This window comes from Cellulomonas sp. T2.31MG-18, from assembly GCF_964266755.1.
Classification (GTDB): domain Bacteria; phylum Actinomycetota; class Actinomycetes; order Actinomycetales; family Cellulomonadaceae; genus Cellulomonas.
The window spans coordinates 208,024-221,918 of the sequence record NZ_CAXWGW010000005.1; the positions used below are offsets into that span (position 1 = coordinate 208,024).

General features: G+C 73.8%; 13 protein-coding genes. 5 read left to right on the forward strand and 8 right to left on the reverse strand.

The genetic code is table 11. The features are described from left to right. Positions 1-75: 75 nt before the first annotated feature. The 7 genes from ACFQTY_RS17045 to ACFQTY_RS17075 all read right to left on the reverse strand — a co-directional run bounded on the left by ACFQTY_RS17045 (position 76) and on the right by ACFQTY_RS17075 (position 4,803). Positions 76-570 carry a pilus assembly protein TadG-related protein gene (locus ACFQTY_RS17045; protein WP_378102939.1) on the reverse strand — a complete coding sequence of 165 codons (495 nt, stop codon included), beginning with the start codon at positions 568-570 and terminating at the stop codon, positions 76-78. Continuing rightward, complete coding sequence (locus ACFQTY_RS17050; RefSeq protein WP_378102942.1) at positions 567-1,007, reverse strand: pilus assembly protein; 441 nt, start codon at positions 1,005-1,007, stop codon at positions 567-569. Before ACFQTY_RS17050 ends, ACFQTY_RS17045 begins: the two co-directional genes overlap by 4 nt. 44 nt (positions 1,008-1,051) lie before the next feature. Further along, on the reverse strand, positions 1,052-1,366 hold the full coding sequence (locus tag ACFQTY_RS17055; protein ID WP_378102945.1) for a pilus assembly protein: 315 nt from the start codon (positions 1,364-1,366) through the stop codon (positions 1,052-1,054). 86 nt (positions 1,367-1,452) lie between these two features. Further along, entirely contained in the window at positions 1,453-1,740 is a 288-nt protein-coding gene (locus tag ACFQTY_RS17060; protein ID WP_378103090.1) for a hypothetical protein, read from the reverse strand. Between the two features lie 45 nt (positions 1,741-1,785). Beyond that, positions 1,786-2,718: a type II secretion system F family protein gene (locus tag ACFQTY_RS17065; protein WP_378102947.1), complete on the reverse strand. Its 933-nt coding sequence runs from the start codon at positions 2,716-2,718 to the stop codon at positions 1,786-1,788. Further along, complete coding sequence (locus ACFQTY_RS17070) at positions 2,715-3,572, reverse strand: type II secretion system F family protein (RefSeq protein WP_378102950.1); 858 nt, start codon at positions 3,570-3,572, stop codon at positions 2,715-2,717. Before ACFQTY_RS17070 ends, ACFQTY_RS17065 begins: the two co-directional genes overlap by 4 nt. A gap of 4 nt (positions 3,573-3,576) precedes the next feature. After that, a complete protein-coding gene (locus ACFQTY_RS17075; protein WP_378102953.1) occupies positions 3,577-4,803 on the reverse strand; it encodes a CpaF family protein in 1,227 nt (408 codons plus the stop codon). Between the two features lie 271 nt (positions 4,804-5,074). Between ACFQTY_RS17075 and ACFQTY_RS17080 the strand changes: the two genes are divergently transcribed. Then, positions 5,075-5,989 (forward strand): aldose 1-epimerase family protein, encoded by a 915-nt coding sequence (locus ACFQTY_RS17080; RefSeq protein ID WP_378102955.1) that lies wholly within the window; start codon positions 5,075-5,077, stop codon positions 5,987-5,989. A 69-nt stretch (positions 5,990-6,058) separates the two neighbouring features. Here ACFQTY_RS17080 and ACFQTY_RS17085 read toward each other — a convergent pair whose 3' ends face one another. Further along, the gene (locus ACFQTY_RS17085; RefSeq protein ID WP_378102958.1) at positions 6,059-6,904 is read right to left on the reverse strand and encodes a M15 family metallopeptidase; all 846 of its coding nucleotides are present in this window, start codon (positions 6,902-6,904) and stop codon (positions 6,059-6,061) included. A gap of 323 nt (positions 6,905-7,227) precedes the next feature. Here ACFQTY_RS17085 and ACFQTY_RS17090 point away from each other — a divergent pair, with 323 nt between their 5' ends. The 4 genes from ACFQTY_RS17090 (at position 7,228) to ACFQTY_RS17105 (ending at position 13,890) form a co-directional block, all read left to right on the forward strand. Next, a complete protein-coding gene (locus ACFQTY_RS17090; protein WP_378102961.1) occupies positions 7,228-7,998 on the forward strand; it encodes a response regulator in 771 nt (256 codons plus the stop codon). 113 nt (positions 7,999-8,111) lie between these two features. Continuing rightward, positions 8,112-9,203 (forward strand): ATP-binding protein, encoded by a 1,092-nt coding sequence (locus tag ACFQTY_RS17095; RefSeq protein WP_378103085.1) that lies wholly within the window; start codon positions 8,112-8,114, stop codon positions 9,201-9,203. A 208-nt stretch (positions 9,204-9,411) separates the two neighbouring features. Next, complete coding sequence (locus ACFQTY_RS17100) at positions 9,412-13,194, forward strand: multifunctional oxoglutarate decarboxylase/oxoglutarate dehydrogenase thiamine pyrophosphate-binding subunit/dihydrolipoyllysine-residue succinyltransferase subunit (RefSeq protein WP_378102963.1); 3,783 nt, start codon at positions 9,412-9,414, stop codon at positions 13,192-13,194. Positions 13,195-13,293: 99 nt separating this feature from the next. Next, positions 13,294-13,890, forward strand: coding sequence for a GDSL-type esterase/lipase family protein (locus tag ACFQTY_RS17105; protein ID WP_263732473.1), 597 nt, complete (start codon positions 13,294-13,296; stop codon positions 13,888-13,890). The last annotated feature ends 5 nt before the right edge of the window (positions 13,891-13,895 follow it).

Sequence of the window (13,895 nt, forward strand, 5' to 3'; positions counted from 1 at the left end):
GCTGACCACCTGCCGGGCCTGCCGGTCAGGCACCGGACCGGCACCGGCACACCGCCGCGCGGCCGACCCGGTGGCTCACCACGCGCGAGCCGTCGCGGTCGCCTCGATGCGGACCCCGTCGGACCATGGCGCCAGCAGCGGTCCGACCAGGGCCAGCCGGCTCACCGCACCCAGTCGCACGACGACGGTTCGGCCGTCCGCGGTCCGGGCCTCGAGCACCTGCACCGCCGACCACCGAGCGAACCGGTCCGGATGGTCGCGGACGTACCGCTCGACCGCGGCACGCACCGCGTCGGAGCTCAGCGGCACCTCACGGGCACCTGACGCCGTGCCGTTCGTGAAGTACCCGTCGTCCGTGACGGTGTCCGCCGCGGCGAGGCTCGCCAGGTCCGAGAGGTCCAGCAGGCGCTTGCGGTCGAGGTGCACACCGGTGGCGGCCACCACCACCGTGATCAGGGCGACGGCGAGCAGCACGAAGCCGAGGACGAGCAGGGTGACCTGCCCCTCGTCGTCCCCGGCCACCGCTCGGCGCGTCCACCGTGTGCGCGGGGCGAGCCCCGAGCGGCTCACGGTGCCGCCCGGTAGTCGTCCACCATCGCCGTGTGCTCCGCGGACACCGCGATCTCGAGCGGGACCGCGCTGCGGACGAAGGGCGGCACGAACGGCAGCGGCACCCTCACCTGGACGACGGCGTCCACCTCGCTGCCCGGCGCCAGGCACTGCGCAGAGCAGGTCAGCCGCAGGGCATCCGCCGGTGCGGCATCGAAGCCCTGGTCGTCGAGCGCCACGCCGACGGCGGCGAGGGCTCGGGCGGCACCGGCATCGGCTGTCTGCGCGCCCGCGTACGCACGCGCCGCGTCACGGGACGCGGCGTCCGCGGCGAACGTGCCGGCCTGCAGCCTGCCCAGCACGAGGACGAGGTACACCAAGGGGACGAGCAGCGTCACGGCGAGGCCGAGGAACTCGACGACGGCGTTGCCCGAGTCGTCGCTCCACCGGGACGGCACTCGTACGTCCCGACGGCCTGGGCGACCGGTCACCGGCCGCCGGCTCATCCGCCCTCCACGAGCGCATGACCACGCACGACCAGCTCCCCGCTCGGCCCGACCAGCCCGACCACCGGGAACGGCGCGCGGACCGTCACCTCGACCAGGTCCACCCCGTCGACGACGGTCCGGACCGCCGTGACGTCGCCCGCGTAGCCGGACGACACCGCCTGGCTCGCCAGCAGCCGGGTGCGCTCGACGCCGTCGGCCGGACGGTGCCCCGCCTGGGCGGCGTACCGCGCACCCGCGCCGGCGCAGTCCACCAGCGTCGCCCGCACGTGCAGCACGAGCGCGAGCTGCAGCACGGCGACACCGAGCACCGCGACCAGCGCCCCGACCAGGACGAAGTCGACGACCGCCGAACCGCGCTCCGACGCCGGGCGCCCGCCGCACCAGACGCGCCGGATCAGGGCGCGACGTGACTGATCGCCGTCTCGAACAGGTTCACCAGCGCCTTGCCCGCCACCAGCCACAGAGCCGAGACCAGTCCCGCCGTCATCAGGGTGACCAGCACCCACCCCGGGACGTCTCCCCGGTCTGCGGGCACGCTCGCCGCCACGGCGTCCTCGTCCGTCCCGGTCGCGGACGTCGCGGCCCCGACCGTGGTGGCGTCCGGACGGCCGCCGGTCGGGCCGACCACGCGGGAGACCAGGCTGCGGAACCACCTCAGGATCCGTCCACGGGATGTCGTCATGCTCGTCCTCCTTGTCCTGCCGGCCCTCCGCCGGCGACGTGTCGGTCACAGGCCCACCCGCAGCACCACGAGGCTGGGGAACACGGCGAACAGGACGGTCACCGGGAGGATGAGGAACACCACCGGGACCATCATCAGCACCTCCTTGCGGCCGCCCGCCTCCATCAGCGCCCGGCGGGACTCCTCCCGGACGTCCTGCGCCTGCGCTCGCAGGACGTCGGCCAGCGGCGTGCCGCGATCGAGCGCGACGGCGACCCCTTCGGCGAACCGGGTCAGCGCCGGCAGACCGGTACGGCCGGCCAGGGCATCGAGCGCCTCGGTGAGCGGTGCGCCCGCCCGCGCGTCGGAGAGCGTCGCGCGCAGCTCGTCCGTCAACGCTCCGCTGGTGGACCGCACCACGCGCTCGAGGGCACCGGCAGCACCCTCGCCGGCACCGACCGCGAGCGCGAGCAGCTCCGCGACGGTCGGCATCTCGGTGAGGATCCGTTGCTCCCGCTCTCTGACCTGCCGGCTCAGCAGCCAGTCGCGCAGCAGGACGCCGCTCACGCCGCTGACGGCCACGAGGACGGCGAGCGCCAGGGGCGAGCCGCCGCGGACCGTGCCCACCAGCAGGGCGCCGGCGAGCCCGCCCGCCAGGCCCAGCACTCCCCACACGACCTGACCAGCGCGGAACTGCTCCACCGACTCCGTCCGGCCCGCGCGAGCGAGCCTGCGCCGCAGCTCTCGAGCCGGTGAGCCGAGCCGGCCGACCAGGCGCGTCGCGTCCGCCATGAAGGGTGCCGCCAGCCGCTCCGCCACCCCGAAGGGCGACGTCACGACGGGCGTGCGGAGCAGCGCGGACTCGGTGCGACGCCCGCGCAGGTACGGCGCCAGCCGCGAGTCGAGGGACGGCCGTCGCGTGGGCCACCGGAGCACGACGAGGAGGAGCCCGACACCGCCGAGGAGGCCGATGGCGCCGCCGAGCGTCACCGCGCTCATCGCAGCACCCGCGGATCGTCGGGCAGGCGCGCCGCTCGCAGCATCAGCAGGTAGGCCCCGACCGTGCACCCGGCCCCCAGCAGCAGGACGAGCGCACCGGCAGGGGTGCCGAAGGCCTGGACCGCCTCGTGACGTGATGCCAGGGTCGCCAGCACGATCCACGGCGCCGCGGCGGCGAGGCGCGCCGAGTTGACGGTCCAGCTCTGGCGCGCCTCGAGCTCGCCTCGGGTGCGCAGGTCGTCACGGAGGAAGGCGGACAGCGTGCGCAGCAGACGGCCGAGGTCCGTCCCACCGACGTCCCGCGTGAGCCGGAGCGCCTCCACGATCCGGTCCGCCACAGGGTCCGCCAGACGGTCCTTCAGCGCGTCCAGGCTCTCGCCGAACCGACCGGACGCCCGGTAGTCCGCGGCGAACGCCGCGAACGGTTCCCGAAGCTCCGCGGGGCCCCGGTCGGCGAGCTGCGCGAGCGCCTCCGGGAGGGACAGGCCTGCACGGACGCCCGAGGCGAGGTGGTCGACCACGTCGGGCCACAGCTGCCGCAGGCGACCGACGCGCCGTCGCGCGCGGCCCCGGAGCAGCAGCCACGGTGCGCCGGCGCCGAAGCAGGTGAACGCCACCACGATCGGCGCGACCGGGACCATGGCGAACGCGACGACCGCCACCACGAGGCCGGCCAGGGCGCTCACGCCCACCACGGCCGCGGGCTCCACACCACTGACACCGGCCTGGGCCAGCGTGTCCCGCATGGTCTCGGCCCACCGGGAACGCCGCCGCGCGACGGTCGAGGACGGCCAGCACGACCACCAGATGCAGGCGAGCCCGCCACCCAGCAGCAGCCCGAGCAGGACACCCACGCCGTCAGTCCCGCCCACGCAGCAGGGCCGCGAGGTCGACGCCCGCACGCGAGAACCGCTCGGCGTGCGGCGGGAAGCCGTCCGCGCGGACGAGCCGCCGGTCACGGGTGACGAACAGCTCCGCCGTCTCCACGACGCCGGCCTCGACGCGGCCGGGCACGGCCAGCACCTCCCGTACCGACCGCCGCCCCGACGGGTCCAGGTCGAGGTGGACGACCAGGTCGACGGCGGACGCGACGGTCGGCACGACGAACCGGTCGGAGACGTTCTCACCGGCGAGCAGCGGTAGCGTGCACAGCTTGGTCAGCGCCTCCCGCGCCGAGTTGGCGTGCAGGGTGCACATCGCCGGCACGCCGGCGTTGAGAGCGATCAGCAGGTCGAGCGCCTCGGCCTCGCGCACCTCACCGACCACCAGGCGGCTCGGGCGCATCCGCAGCGCCTCCTTGACCAGCCGCCGCAGCGGGATCTCGCCCGTCCCCTCGAGGTTGGGCTGTCGGCACTGCATCGCCACCCAGTCGCGCGCCGCCAGGCGCAGCTCGAAGACCTCCTCGCAGGTGATGACGCGCTCCCGCGGAGGGATCGAGCCGCAGAGGGCGTTCAGCATGGTCGTCTTCCCGCTCTGCGTGCTGCCCGAGACGACCACGTTGAGACCCACGCGCACGGCCGCGTGCAGGAACGCGGCGACGACCGGTGGGACGCTGCCCAGCGTCACGAGGTCGTCGAGACCGGCGGCACGCACGACGTACTTGCGGATGTTCACGGACCAGTGGCGACGCGTGACGTCCGGGATCACCGCATGGAGCCGCTCACCGCCGGGCAGGGACGCGTCGACGAAGGGGCTGCTGAGGTCGAGCCGCCGGCCGGAGACCTTGAGCATCTGCTCCACGAGGTCCCGCACCTGGCTGTCGGTGAGGATCGTCGTGGTCAGCTCCGCCTCGCCGCCGCGGGCGACGAACACCTGGTGCGGGGAGTTGATCCAGATCTCCTCCACGGTGTCGTCGTCGAGGTACCGCTGCAGCGGCCCGAGCCCGGCCACCGAGTCGACCACCTGCTTGTGGACGGCGCCAGGATCCGCCAGCGGAGGCAACGCACCCAGCACCGAGCGCTCGTCGTAGTCCGCGATCGCCGCCGCCACGAGGGCATCCACACCGGCTCGGTCACGCACCGGGTCGACGCCACGGCGACGGATCAGCTCGCGCACCTCGCGCTCGACGATCACGACGCCGTCCACGGCATTTCTCCGTTCTGCCCGAAGTGTCCGGTTCTTCGGCAGCGCGACGCTAGGGCACACGGCGGCGGGCCGGGGGCGGTTCCGCACAAGTCACGTCACCCCGCACTCCATCGGGGGGCCGCCGTGACGGCGTCCGTCGGCCATGGGTGGGCCTTCCGTCCCAGGCCGCGCAGCTGCTGCACATCGTCGCCGGACGAGACGCCGCTCGGGCAGGCGCCCGCTCCGCGGCTCCGCGCGGCGGGCCTCGGGCGACGCCCGCTAGCGTGTGCGGGTGATCACACCGCTGCCCTCCGGCACCCAGCACCACCTGCACCACGGCGACCAGGAGGCGGTGATCGCCGAGGTCGGCGCGAGCCTGCGGCTGTACCGCGTCGGCGGCCGCGACGTGGTCCGGCCCTACGACGAGGACGTCCTCACACCGGCGTTCTCGGGCGCCCTGCTCGCACCGTGGCCCAACCGCCTGGCGGACGGCCGCTACGGGTTCGGGGGTGCCGTCTACCAGGTCCCGGTCACCGAGGTCGACCGGATGACCGCGCTGCACGGGCTCGTCGGTCACGAGCGCTTCACGGCGAGCGGCCCGCGGGACGACGAGGCCTCGGTGACGCTGCAGCACGACCTCGTCCCCACCGGTGGCTACCCGTGGCCCCTGCTGATCACCGTGACGTTCACCCTCTCCGACACCGGGCTCGAGTGCACCGTCACCGCGCTCAACCGGGGTTCGAGCACAGCCCCCTACGGGGTCGGCGTGCACCCGTGGCTGTCCACCGGCGGAGCCGCCGTCGACGACTGCTCGCTGAGCGTGGGCGCCTCCCGGCACGTCACCGTGGACAACCGCCTCCTCCCGACGGGCACCGAGCCGGTGGCCAACCAGTTCGACCTGCGCCAGGCGCGGTCGCTCGCCGGACTGGCGCTCGACGACGCGTGGGTGGACGTGCTGCGCGACGAGGACGCGCGGACGTGGGCGACCCTGGGCCGGCCCGACGGCAGCACCGTCGCGATGTGGGGCGACGCGGCGACGACCGCATGGCAGGTGTGCACGGGCGACCAGGTGGAGAGGATCGGGCGCACCGCCGTCGCGGTCGAGCCGATGAGCTGCGTCGCCGACGCGTTCCGCACCGGCGACGACCTCGTCCGGCTCGAGCCGGGTCAGGAGCACGTGCTGCGCTGGGGCCTCCAGCTGCGCTGACGACGGATCCGGTTCGGCGCCCCCACGGGCGCCGGACCAGGCCGTGGCCGGTCAGTTGCCGTGGGCCGGTCAGTTGAAGCCGGACTCCGCGACCGCCTTGGTCAGCTCCCAGTGCCACCGCTCGTACGGTCCGCTGCCGCCGGGCTGCGCCCACGCCGGGTTGCCGAAGCCGTAGACGGCGGCGTTCTTCTGCAGCCAGGTCCAGCGCGCGCCGGAGGTCTCCTCGGAGCAGAAGTCGACCGCCAGGCCCCAGCCGTGGTTGCTGCGTCCCGGGTCGGCCGCGAGGCTGCCGCGGGTGGCCTTCACCGCCCGCTGCTCGGCCAGCGAGCGGTAGCCGGATGACAGGCACAGATCGGCGCCGAACCGCTGGACGAACGCCTCGTTCATCTGGGCCAGGGCGACGGCCGCGTCGGCACGCAGGCGCGTGTGGCCGTCGAACAGCGTGCACAGCCAGGCGTCCGGGATCGCGCCGTTCTCGCCCCCGGGATGCGGCTGCCCGTCGCAGTCCGGCAGCGGGCTGCGGTCGGCGGAACGGGACACCGCTGCGGCGGAACGCAGCGAGAGGGCGGCATCGGCCGTGACCAGGGAGGCGGGCGGCAGCTGGGTGGCGGGCGTCGAGGTCAGGGCCTGGACGGTCGACGGCAGCGCGGCGTCGGACACGGTCGCGTAGCCCGAGCCGGCATCGGCGAGCGCGCCCTGGGTGACGGGCACCACGACGGTCACCGCGACGAGGGCGCCGAGCACGCCGACCCGTCCGAAGGCGCGGGTCGCTCCACGGCGCCGCCGTCCGGAGGTGGCGGCAGGTGCGCTGCTCACCGGTGCCGGGACGGCGTGGTCGCGACCGGTCGCACCGTGGTGCACACGTGCGGCACGAGGCAGCGTCCGGGTCGCCGGCTCTGCACGGTGCGAACCCACGACACCTCCTGCTCTGGCACGACCCGGGACGAGACCGCGAAGGGGCCGGCCATCAGGCCCGGGCGTCGCGGTCACGAAACCATAACGGGGTGGCCCCCACCGTTCCAAGCCCCCTGGACGGACGTCCGACGTCGATCCCGCGCGCGAACGGCCGTCGCCCAGCACGACACGCAGGTGCGGTGGGACGAAGGTCACACCCCGGACGGCCGACGGCGGCCCGGCGGGGTCCGCTCGCGTGCAGGCGGCGGGCCCCCAGGGCGTGCACCCGCAGGGCCCCTGCGCGTGCACCGGCCGACGACAGGCGCCTGTGCCACGCTGACCCCATGGCGCTCTCGCAAGGACCCGCCGGGCCGGGCGGGTCGACGACCGTCCTCGTCGTGGAGGACGAACCGGCCATCGCGCAGGCGATCGTGCACCGGCTCTCGGCCGAGGGATGGCAGGTGCACGCCGTCGGCGACGGGCTGCTCGCGGTCGACACGGCGGCGCGGCTGCACCCCGACGTGGTGCTGCTCGACGTGATGCTGCCGGGCATCGACGGCCTGGAGGTGTGCCGGCGGATCCAGGCGGAGCGACCCGTCCCCGTGCTCATGCTCACCGCCCGCGACGACGAGACGGACATGCTCGTCGGGCTCGGCGTCGGGGCGGACGACTACATGACCAAGCCGTTCTCGATGCGCGAGCTGGTCGCACGCACCAAGGCGCTGCTGCGCCGGCAGCAGCGGGCGTCGCAGGCGGCCGAGCTGAGCGCCGTGCACCAGCCGGAGCCCCCGCTGGTCGTGGGCGACGTGACGGTCGACCGCGCGCAGCGACGGGTGCTGCGTGGTGCCGACGAGGTGCACCTGACGCCGACCGAGTTCGACCTGCTCGTCGCGCTGGCCACCCGGCCGCGCACCGTGCTGAGCCGCGAGCGTCTCCTCGCCGAGGTGTGGGACTGGGTGGACGCCAGCGGGACGCGCACCGTCGACTCCCACATCAAGGCGTTGCGCCGCAAGCTCGGCCCCGACCTGGTCCGCACCGTGCACGGCGTGGGCTACGCCTTCGAGCCCGCCGAGCCCACGACCCCGGCCGAGCACGCCGCGCCGGCAGGCACGTGACGGCGGACCGCACCACCGACCCCGGTCCCACCCCGGGTGGGCAGCCGGCGCGCGCGCCGTGGTGGGACTTCGTCCACGGCCAGGACGCGGGCGACGACCGGGACGCGGGTCCGGTGGCGCGGCACCGGCGGCCCATCGGTGACCGGCTGCCCGACATCCGCCCGCTGGACCGGGTCACGTCGATCAAGATCAAGCTGGGCGTGCTGGTGGCGGCGACGGTCACCCTGGCCGCGTTCATCACCTGGATCGGGCTGTACCGGCACCTGGGACCGACCCGCACGCTGCCGCTGGCGATCGTGCTCTCCCTGGTGCTGACCCAGCTCCTGGCACGCGGGATGACCTCTCCGCTGCGGGAGATGACCGCGGCGGCGCAGGCGATGGCGGCCGGCGACTACACGCAGCGGGTGCACGCCTCCAGCCACGACGAGGTCGGTCAGCTCGCTGCGGCCTTCAACACGATGGCCGACGACCTCGAGCAGTCGGACAGCTTCCGGCGCGAGCTGGTGGCCAACGTCTCGCACGAGCTGCGCACGCCGGTGGCGGCGCTGCGCGCGCAGCTGGAGAACATGGTGGACGGGATCAGCGAGCCGGACGAGGCGACGCTGGCCGCCGCGCTGTCCCAGACCGAACGCCTCGGCAGGCTGGTCACCTACCTCCTCGACCTGTCCCGCCTCGAGGCCGGGGACGCGGCGCTCGACCTCGAGGAGGTGCGGCTGGCGGACTTCCTCCAGGAGGCCGCCGACGGGTCCGCCCTCGTCGCGGCTGCGCGCCAGGTCCGGTTCGAGGTGTCCGTGACACCGCCGGGGCTGACCGTCCCCGCCGACCCGGAGCGGCTCCACCAGGTGGTGGCCAACCTGCTGCACAACGCGGTGCGGGCATCCCCCACAGGTGACGTGGTGCGGCTGGTGGGACGGCGGTCCGGACGCGACGTGCAGATCGACGTGGTGGACAACGGTCCCGGCATCGCGGTGGACCAGCGGGCGCACGTGTTCGAGCGGTTCGTGCGCGGCAACTCCCCTGCCGTCACCGGCCAGGGCTCCACGGGCGGGACCGGCCTCGGCCTGGCGATCGTCCGTTGGGCGGTGCAGCTGCACGGGGGTGCGATCGAGGTGGCCGACACGCCCTCGGGGTGCACGATGCGGGTCACCCTGCCGGGACGCCCCGCCCCGGGTACCGGCGCCGTGCCGCGCGTCCCGGAGCCGTAGCGCACCGGCCGTTGAGGGCCTGCGAACCGACCGCTTGCCCGGTCTTGACCTGCTCATTCACGTTCGGGCAGCACGTCGGTCGGAGCGGGTGAAGACGGTGTGCGGATCGGCACCTGGACCGGCGCCCGAGGCGGGACCTAAGACCCTCAGGCCGTAGTGTTGTGATCAACAGATCAGTCAACGACGCGGTCGACTGGCCGCAGCGGAAGTGGGCGAGTTTCGCGTGGCGCAGAAGGCCGAGATCGATTCGAGGCGCGCCGACTTCGGCGCCAACGAATGGCTCGTGGACGAGCTGTACGAGCAGTACCTCCGCGACCCCAGCACGGTCGACCCCGCCTGGTGGGACTTCTTCGAGGGGTACCGGCCGCTCGCGCCGGGGTCCGAGGCCGCCGGCGGCAACGAGCCGACCGCCTCCCCGTCCGACGGCGCGCCGACGGCCCCCGCGCCCGTCCCCCCGGCCCCGGCCCCCGCCGCCGCTCCCCGCCCGTCCGGCGACGGCGTCGGCGGCCAGGCGAAGCTGCTGCCGACCGGTCCCGTCCCCGTCGCCCGCGCCCTGCCCGCCACCGCGCCGTACGCAGCGGCCGCGGCCCTCGGCCACGAGCACACCGAGCAGGACCAGGCCGCCGACGAGGTGCAGAAGCTGCGCGGCCCCGCGGCCCGCGTGGTGACCAACATGGAGTCCTCGCTGGAGGTCCCCACCGCCACCAGCGTTCGTGCCGTCCCGGCCACGCTGATGGTGGACAACCGCATCGTCGTCAACAACCACCTCGCCCGCGGCCGCGGCGGCAAGGTGTCGTTCACGCACCTCATCGGCTTCGCGATGGTCGAGGCGCTGACGCAGATGCCGGCGATGAACTCGTCGTACACGCAGCAGGACGGCAAGCCGGCGGTGCTGACGCCGGCCCACGTCAACCTCGGCATCGCCATCGACTTGTCCAAGCCGGACGGGACGCGGCAGCTGCTGGTGCCGTCGGTGAAGAAGGCGGACACGCTCGACTTCGCCCAGTTCTGGGCCGCCTACGAGGACGTGGTCCGCCGAGCCCGGCAGAACAAGCTCGGGGTGGACGACTTCGCCGGGACCACGGTGTCGCTGACCAACCCCGGCACGATCGGGACGGTGCACTCCGTGCCCCGCCTGATGCAGGGCCAGGGCACCATCGTCGGCGTCGGTGCGATGGACTACCCGGCCGAGTTCGCCGGCACGTCCGTCGAGCGGCTGAACCAGATGGGCATCTCCAAGGTGCTCACGCTGACGTCGACGTACGACCACCGGATCATCCAGGGCGCCCAGTCCGGCGACTTCCTGCGGATCATCGCGGAGAAGCTGACCGGTCAGGACGGCTTCTACGACCGGATCTTCACGTCGCTGCGCGTGCCCTACGAGCCGGTGCGCTGGGTGCGGGACAACACGGCCGACCCGGACGACGAGGCGATCAAGCCGGCGCGCATCGCCGAGCTGATCCACGCCTACCGCTCGCGCGGGCATCTGATGGCGGACACCGACCCGCTCGCCTTCCGCCTGCGGAAGCATCCCGACCTGGACGTGCAGAACCACGGCCTGACGCTGTGGGACCTCGACCGCACGTTCCCCACCGGTGGCTTCACCGGCAAGTCCCGGGCCACCCTGCGGGAGATCCTCGGCCTGCTGCGCGACTCGTACTGCCGCACGGTGGGCGTCGAGTACATGCACCTGCAGGACCCGCGGCAGCGGCGGTGGCTGCAGGAGCGGCTGGAGTCCGGCTACGCCCGGACGCCCCGTGAGGACCAGCTGCGCATCCTGCGGCGGCTGAACGCGGCGGAGGCGTTCGAGACCTTCCTGCAGACCAAGTACGTCGGCCAGAAGCGGTTCTCGCTGGAGGGTGGCGAGTCGCTGATCCCGCTGCTGGACGCGATCCTCTCGAAGGCGGCGGACGCGGGCCTCGACGAGGTCGGCATCGGCATGGCGCACCGCGGTCGGCTCAACGTGCTGGCCAACATCGCCGGCAAGTCGTACGGGCAGATCTTCAGCGAGTTCGAGGGCAACCAGGACCCGAAGAGCGTCCAGGGCTCCGGCGACGTGAAGTACCACCTCGGCACCGAGGGTCGGTTCACCGCCGAGTCGGGCGCGACCACGCGGGTGCACCTGGCGGCCAACCCGTCGCACCTGGAGGCCGTCGACCCGGTGCTCGAGGGCATCGTGCGGGCCAAGCAGGACCGCATCGACCTGGGCGGCGACGGCTTCTCCGTGCTGCCGATCCTGGTGCACGGCGACGCCGCGTTCGCCGGTCAGGGCGTCGTCTTCGAGACGCTGAACCTGTCGCAGCTGCGCGGCTACCGCACCGGCGGCACAATCCACGTGGTCATCAACAACCAGGTCGGTTTCACCACGGGCCCCTCGTCGTCCCGGTCCTCGCAGTACGCGACCGACGTGGTCAAGGGCCTGCAGGTGCCGGTGTTCCACGTCAACGGGGACGACCCGGAGGCCGTGGTGCGCGTCGCCGAGCTCGCCTTCGAGTACCGCGAGCAGTTCGACCGCGACGTCGTGGTCGACATGCTGTGCTACCGCCGCCGCGGCCACAACGAGGGCGACGACCCGTCGATGACCCAGCCGCTGATGTACAACCTGATCGAGGCCAAGCGCTCCGTGCGCAAGCTCTACACCGAGACGCTGGTCGGGCGGGGCGACATCACGCTCGAGGAGGCGGAGCACGCGCTGCGCGACTACCAGTCGCAGCTGGAGCGGGTGTTCGCAGAGACGCGCGAGGACGGCTGGACGCCGACGAAGGCACCGGAGACGGTCGCCGGGCTGGAGCGTCCGGAGGCGCAGCACGAGGACGCCGGCGTGATGGTCGGCTGGCGCACCGCTGTGCCGGCGGAGGTGCTGGAGCGCATCGGCGCCGCGCACGTGCAGGCCCCCGAGGGCTTCACCGTGCACCCCAAGCTGGCGACCCTGCTCACCCGTCGCGAGGCGATGAGCCGCGAGGGCGGCATCGACTGGGCGTTCGGCGAGCTGCTCGCGTTCGGCTCGCTGCTGGTCGAGGGCACGCCCGTGCGGCTCGCCGGTCAGGACAGCCGGCGCGGCACGTTCGCCCAGCGGCACGCGGTGCTGCACGACCGTGAGACGGGCGCCGAGTGGACGCCGCTGAGCTACCTGTCGGCCAACCAGGCGAAGTTCTGGACGTACGACTCGTCGCTGTCCGAGTACGCCGCGCTCGGGTTCGAGTACGGCTACTCCGTCGAGCGTCCCGACGCCCTCGTGGTGTGGGAGGCCCAGTTCGGCGACTTCGTCAACGGGGCGCAGACGATTCTCGACGAGTTCGTCAGCTCGGCCGGCCAGAAGTGGGCGCAGCAGTCGTCCGTCACGCTGCTCCTCCCCCACGGGTACGAGGGCCAGGGGCCGGACCACTCGTCGGCGCGGATCGAGCGGTTCCTGCAGCTCGCCGCCGAGGACAACATGACGATCGCGCAGCCGTCGACCCCGGCGTCGTACTTCCACCTGCTGCGCCGGCAGGCCTACGACCGGCCGCGCCGGCCGCTCGTCGTCTTCACCCCGAAGTCGATGCTGCGGCTGAAGTCGGCGACCTCCGACGTGGCGGACTTCACGTCCGGCACCTTCCGCCCGGTGATCGGCGACGAGCTCGCCGCCGCGCAGGCCGACCAGGTGACGCGCGTGCTGCTGTGCAGCGGCAAGGTCTACTGGGACCTGCTGGCGCACCGGGTGTCCTCGGGAGACCGGCACACGGCGATCGTCCGCCTCGAGCAGCTGTACCCCTTCGACGCCGAGGCGGCGCGTGAGGCGCTGGCGCCGTACGGGGACGCGGAGCTGGTCTGGGTGCAGGACGAGCCGCGGAACCAGGGCGCGTGGTCCTACCTGTCGCTGCACGTGCCTCCGGTGCTGGGCCGCCAGCTCCGCGTCGTGTCGCGTGCCGAGTCGGCCGCCACCGCGACGGGCTCCGCGAAGAAGCACGCGGTGCAGCAGACCGAGCTGATCGCCGAGGCGTTCGCCCGCTGACGCGCGACCCGGCCGCCGCCTCCCCGGGCTGGCGGCCGGGCGCTGCCAGACTGGCCCCCGTGCGGCGCGCCGGTCGGCGCACGGGAGGCGGTGAGGGGCGTGGCTGACCTGCCGGTCAGGCTGGTGGTGGTCGGGGACGAGCTCGCGGCAGGCGCAGGTGACCCACGGGCGCTCGGATGGGTGGGACGCGTCGCGGCCCGCACCAGCACCCCCGGACCACTGGCCGTGCTGACCCTCGCGGTGCCGGGCGAGAACACCACCCAGCTCGGCGCCCGGTGGGACCTCGAGGCGTCCCGTCGCTGGGTCCCCGAGGCGGACAACCGGCTGGTGGTCGCGCTGGGACGGGCGGATGCGGACGCCGGCCTCTCGTTGGCGCGCAGCCGGCTGAACCTGGCCAACATCCTCGACGTCGCCGAGCAGCGCCGCGTCCCCGCCTTCGTCGTCGGACCGCCGCCCGGCTCACCCGACCAGGCGCAGCACCTCGCCGAGCTGTCCGCGGCCTACGCCGACGTGGCGGGGCGGCGGCGCGTGCCGTACGTCGACACGTACACCCCGCTGGTCGCCCACGACCAGTGGCTGGCGGACCTCGCCGCGGGCGACGGGCAGCTGCCCGGCCAGGCCGGGTACGGGCTGATCGCATGGCTGGTGCTGCACACCGGCTGGCACACCTGGCTCGGGCTGCCGGACGACGCCTGACCGCT

Bases quoted from the DNA above. Each gene is read 5' to 3' on its own strand.
- ACFQTY_RS17060 (WP_378103090.1), bottom strand. From the start codon at position 1,740: ATGACGACATCCCGTGGACGGATCCTGAGGTGGTTCCGCAGCCTGGTC.
- ACFQTY_RS17065 (WP_378102947.1), bottom strand. From the start codon at position 2,718: ATGAGCGCGGTGACGCTCGGCGGCGCCATCGGCCTCCTCGGCGGTGTC.
- ACFQTY_RS17090 (WP_378102961.1), top strand. From the start codon at position 7,228: ATGGCGCTCTCGCAAGGACCCGCCGGGCCGGGCGGGTCGACGACCGTC.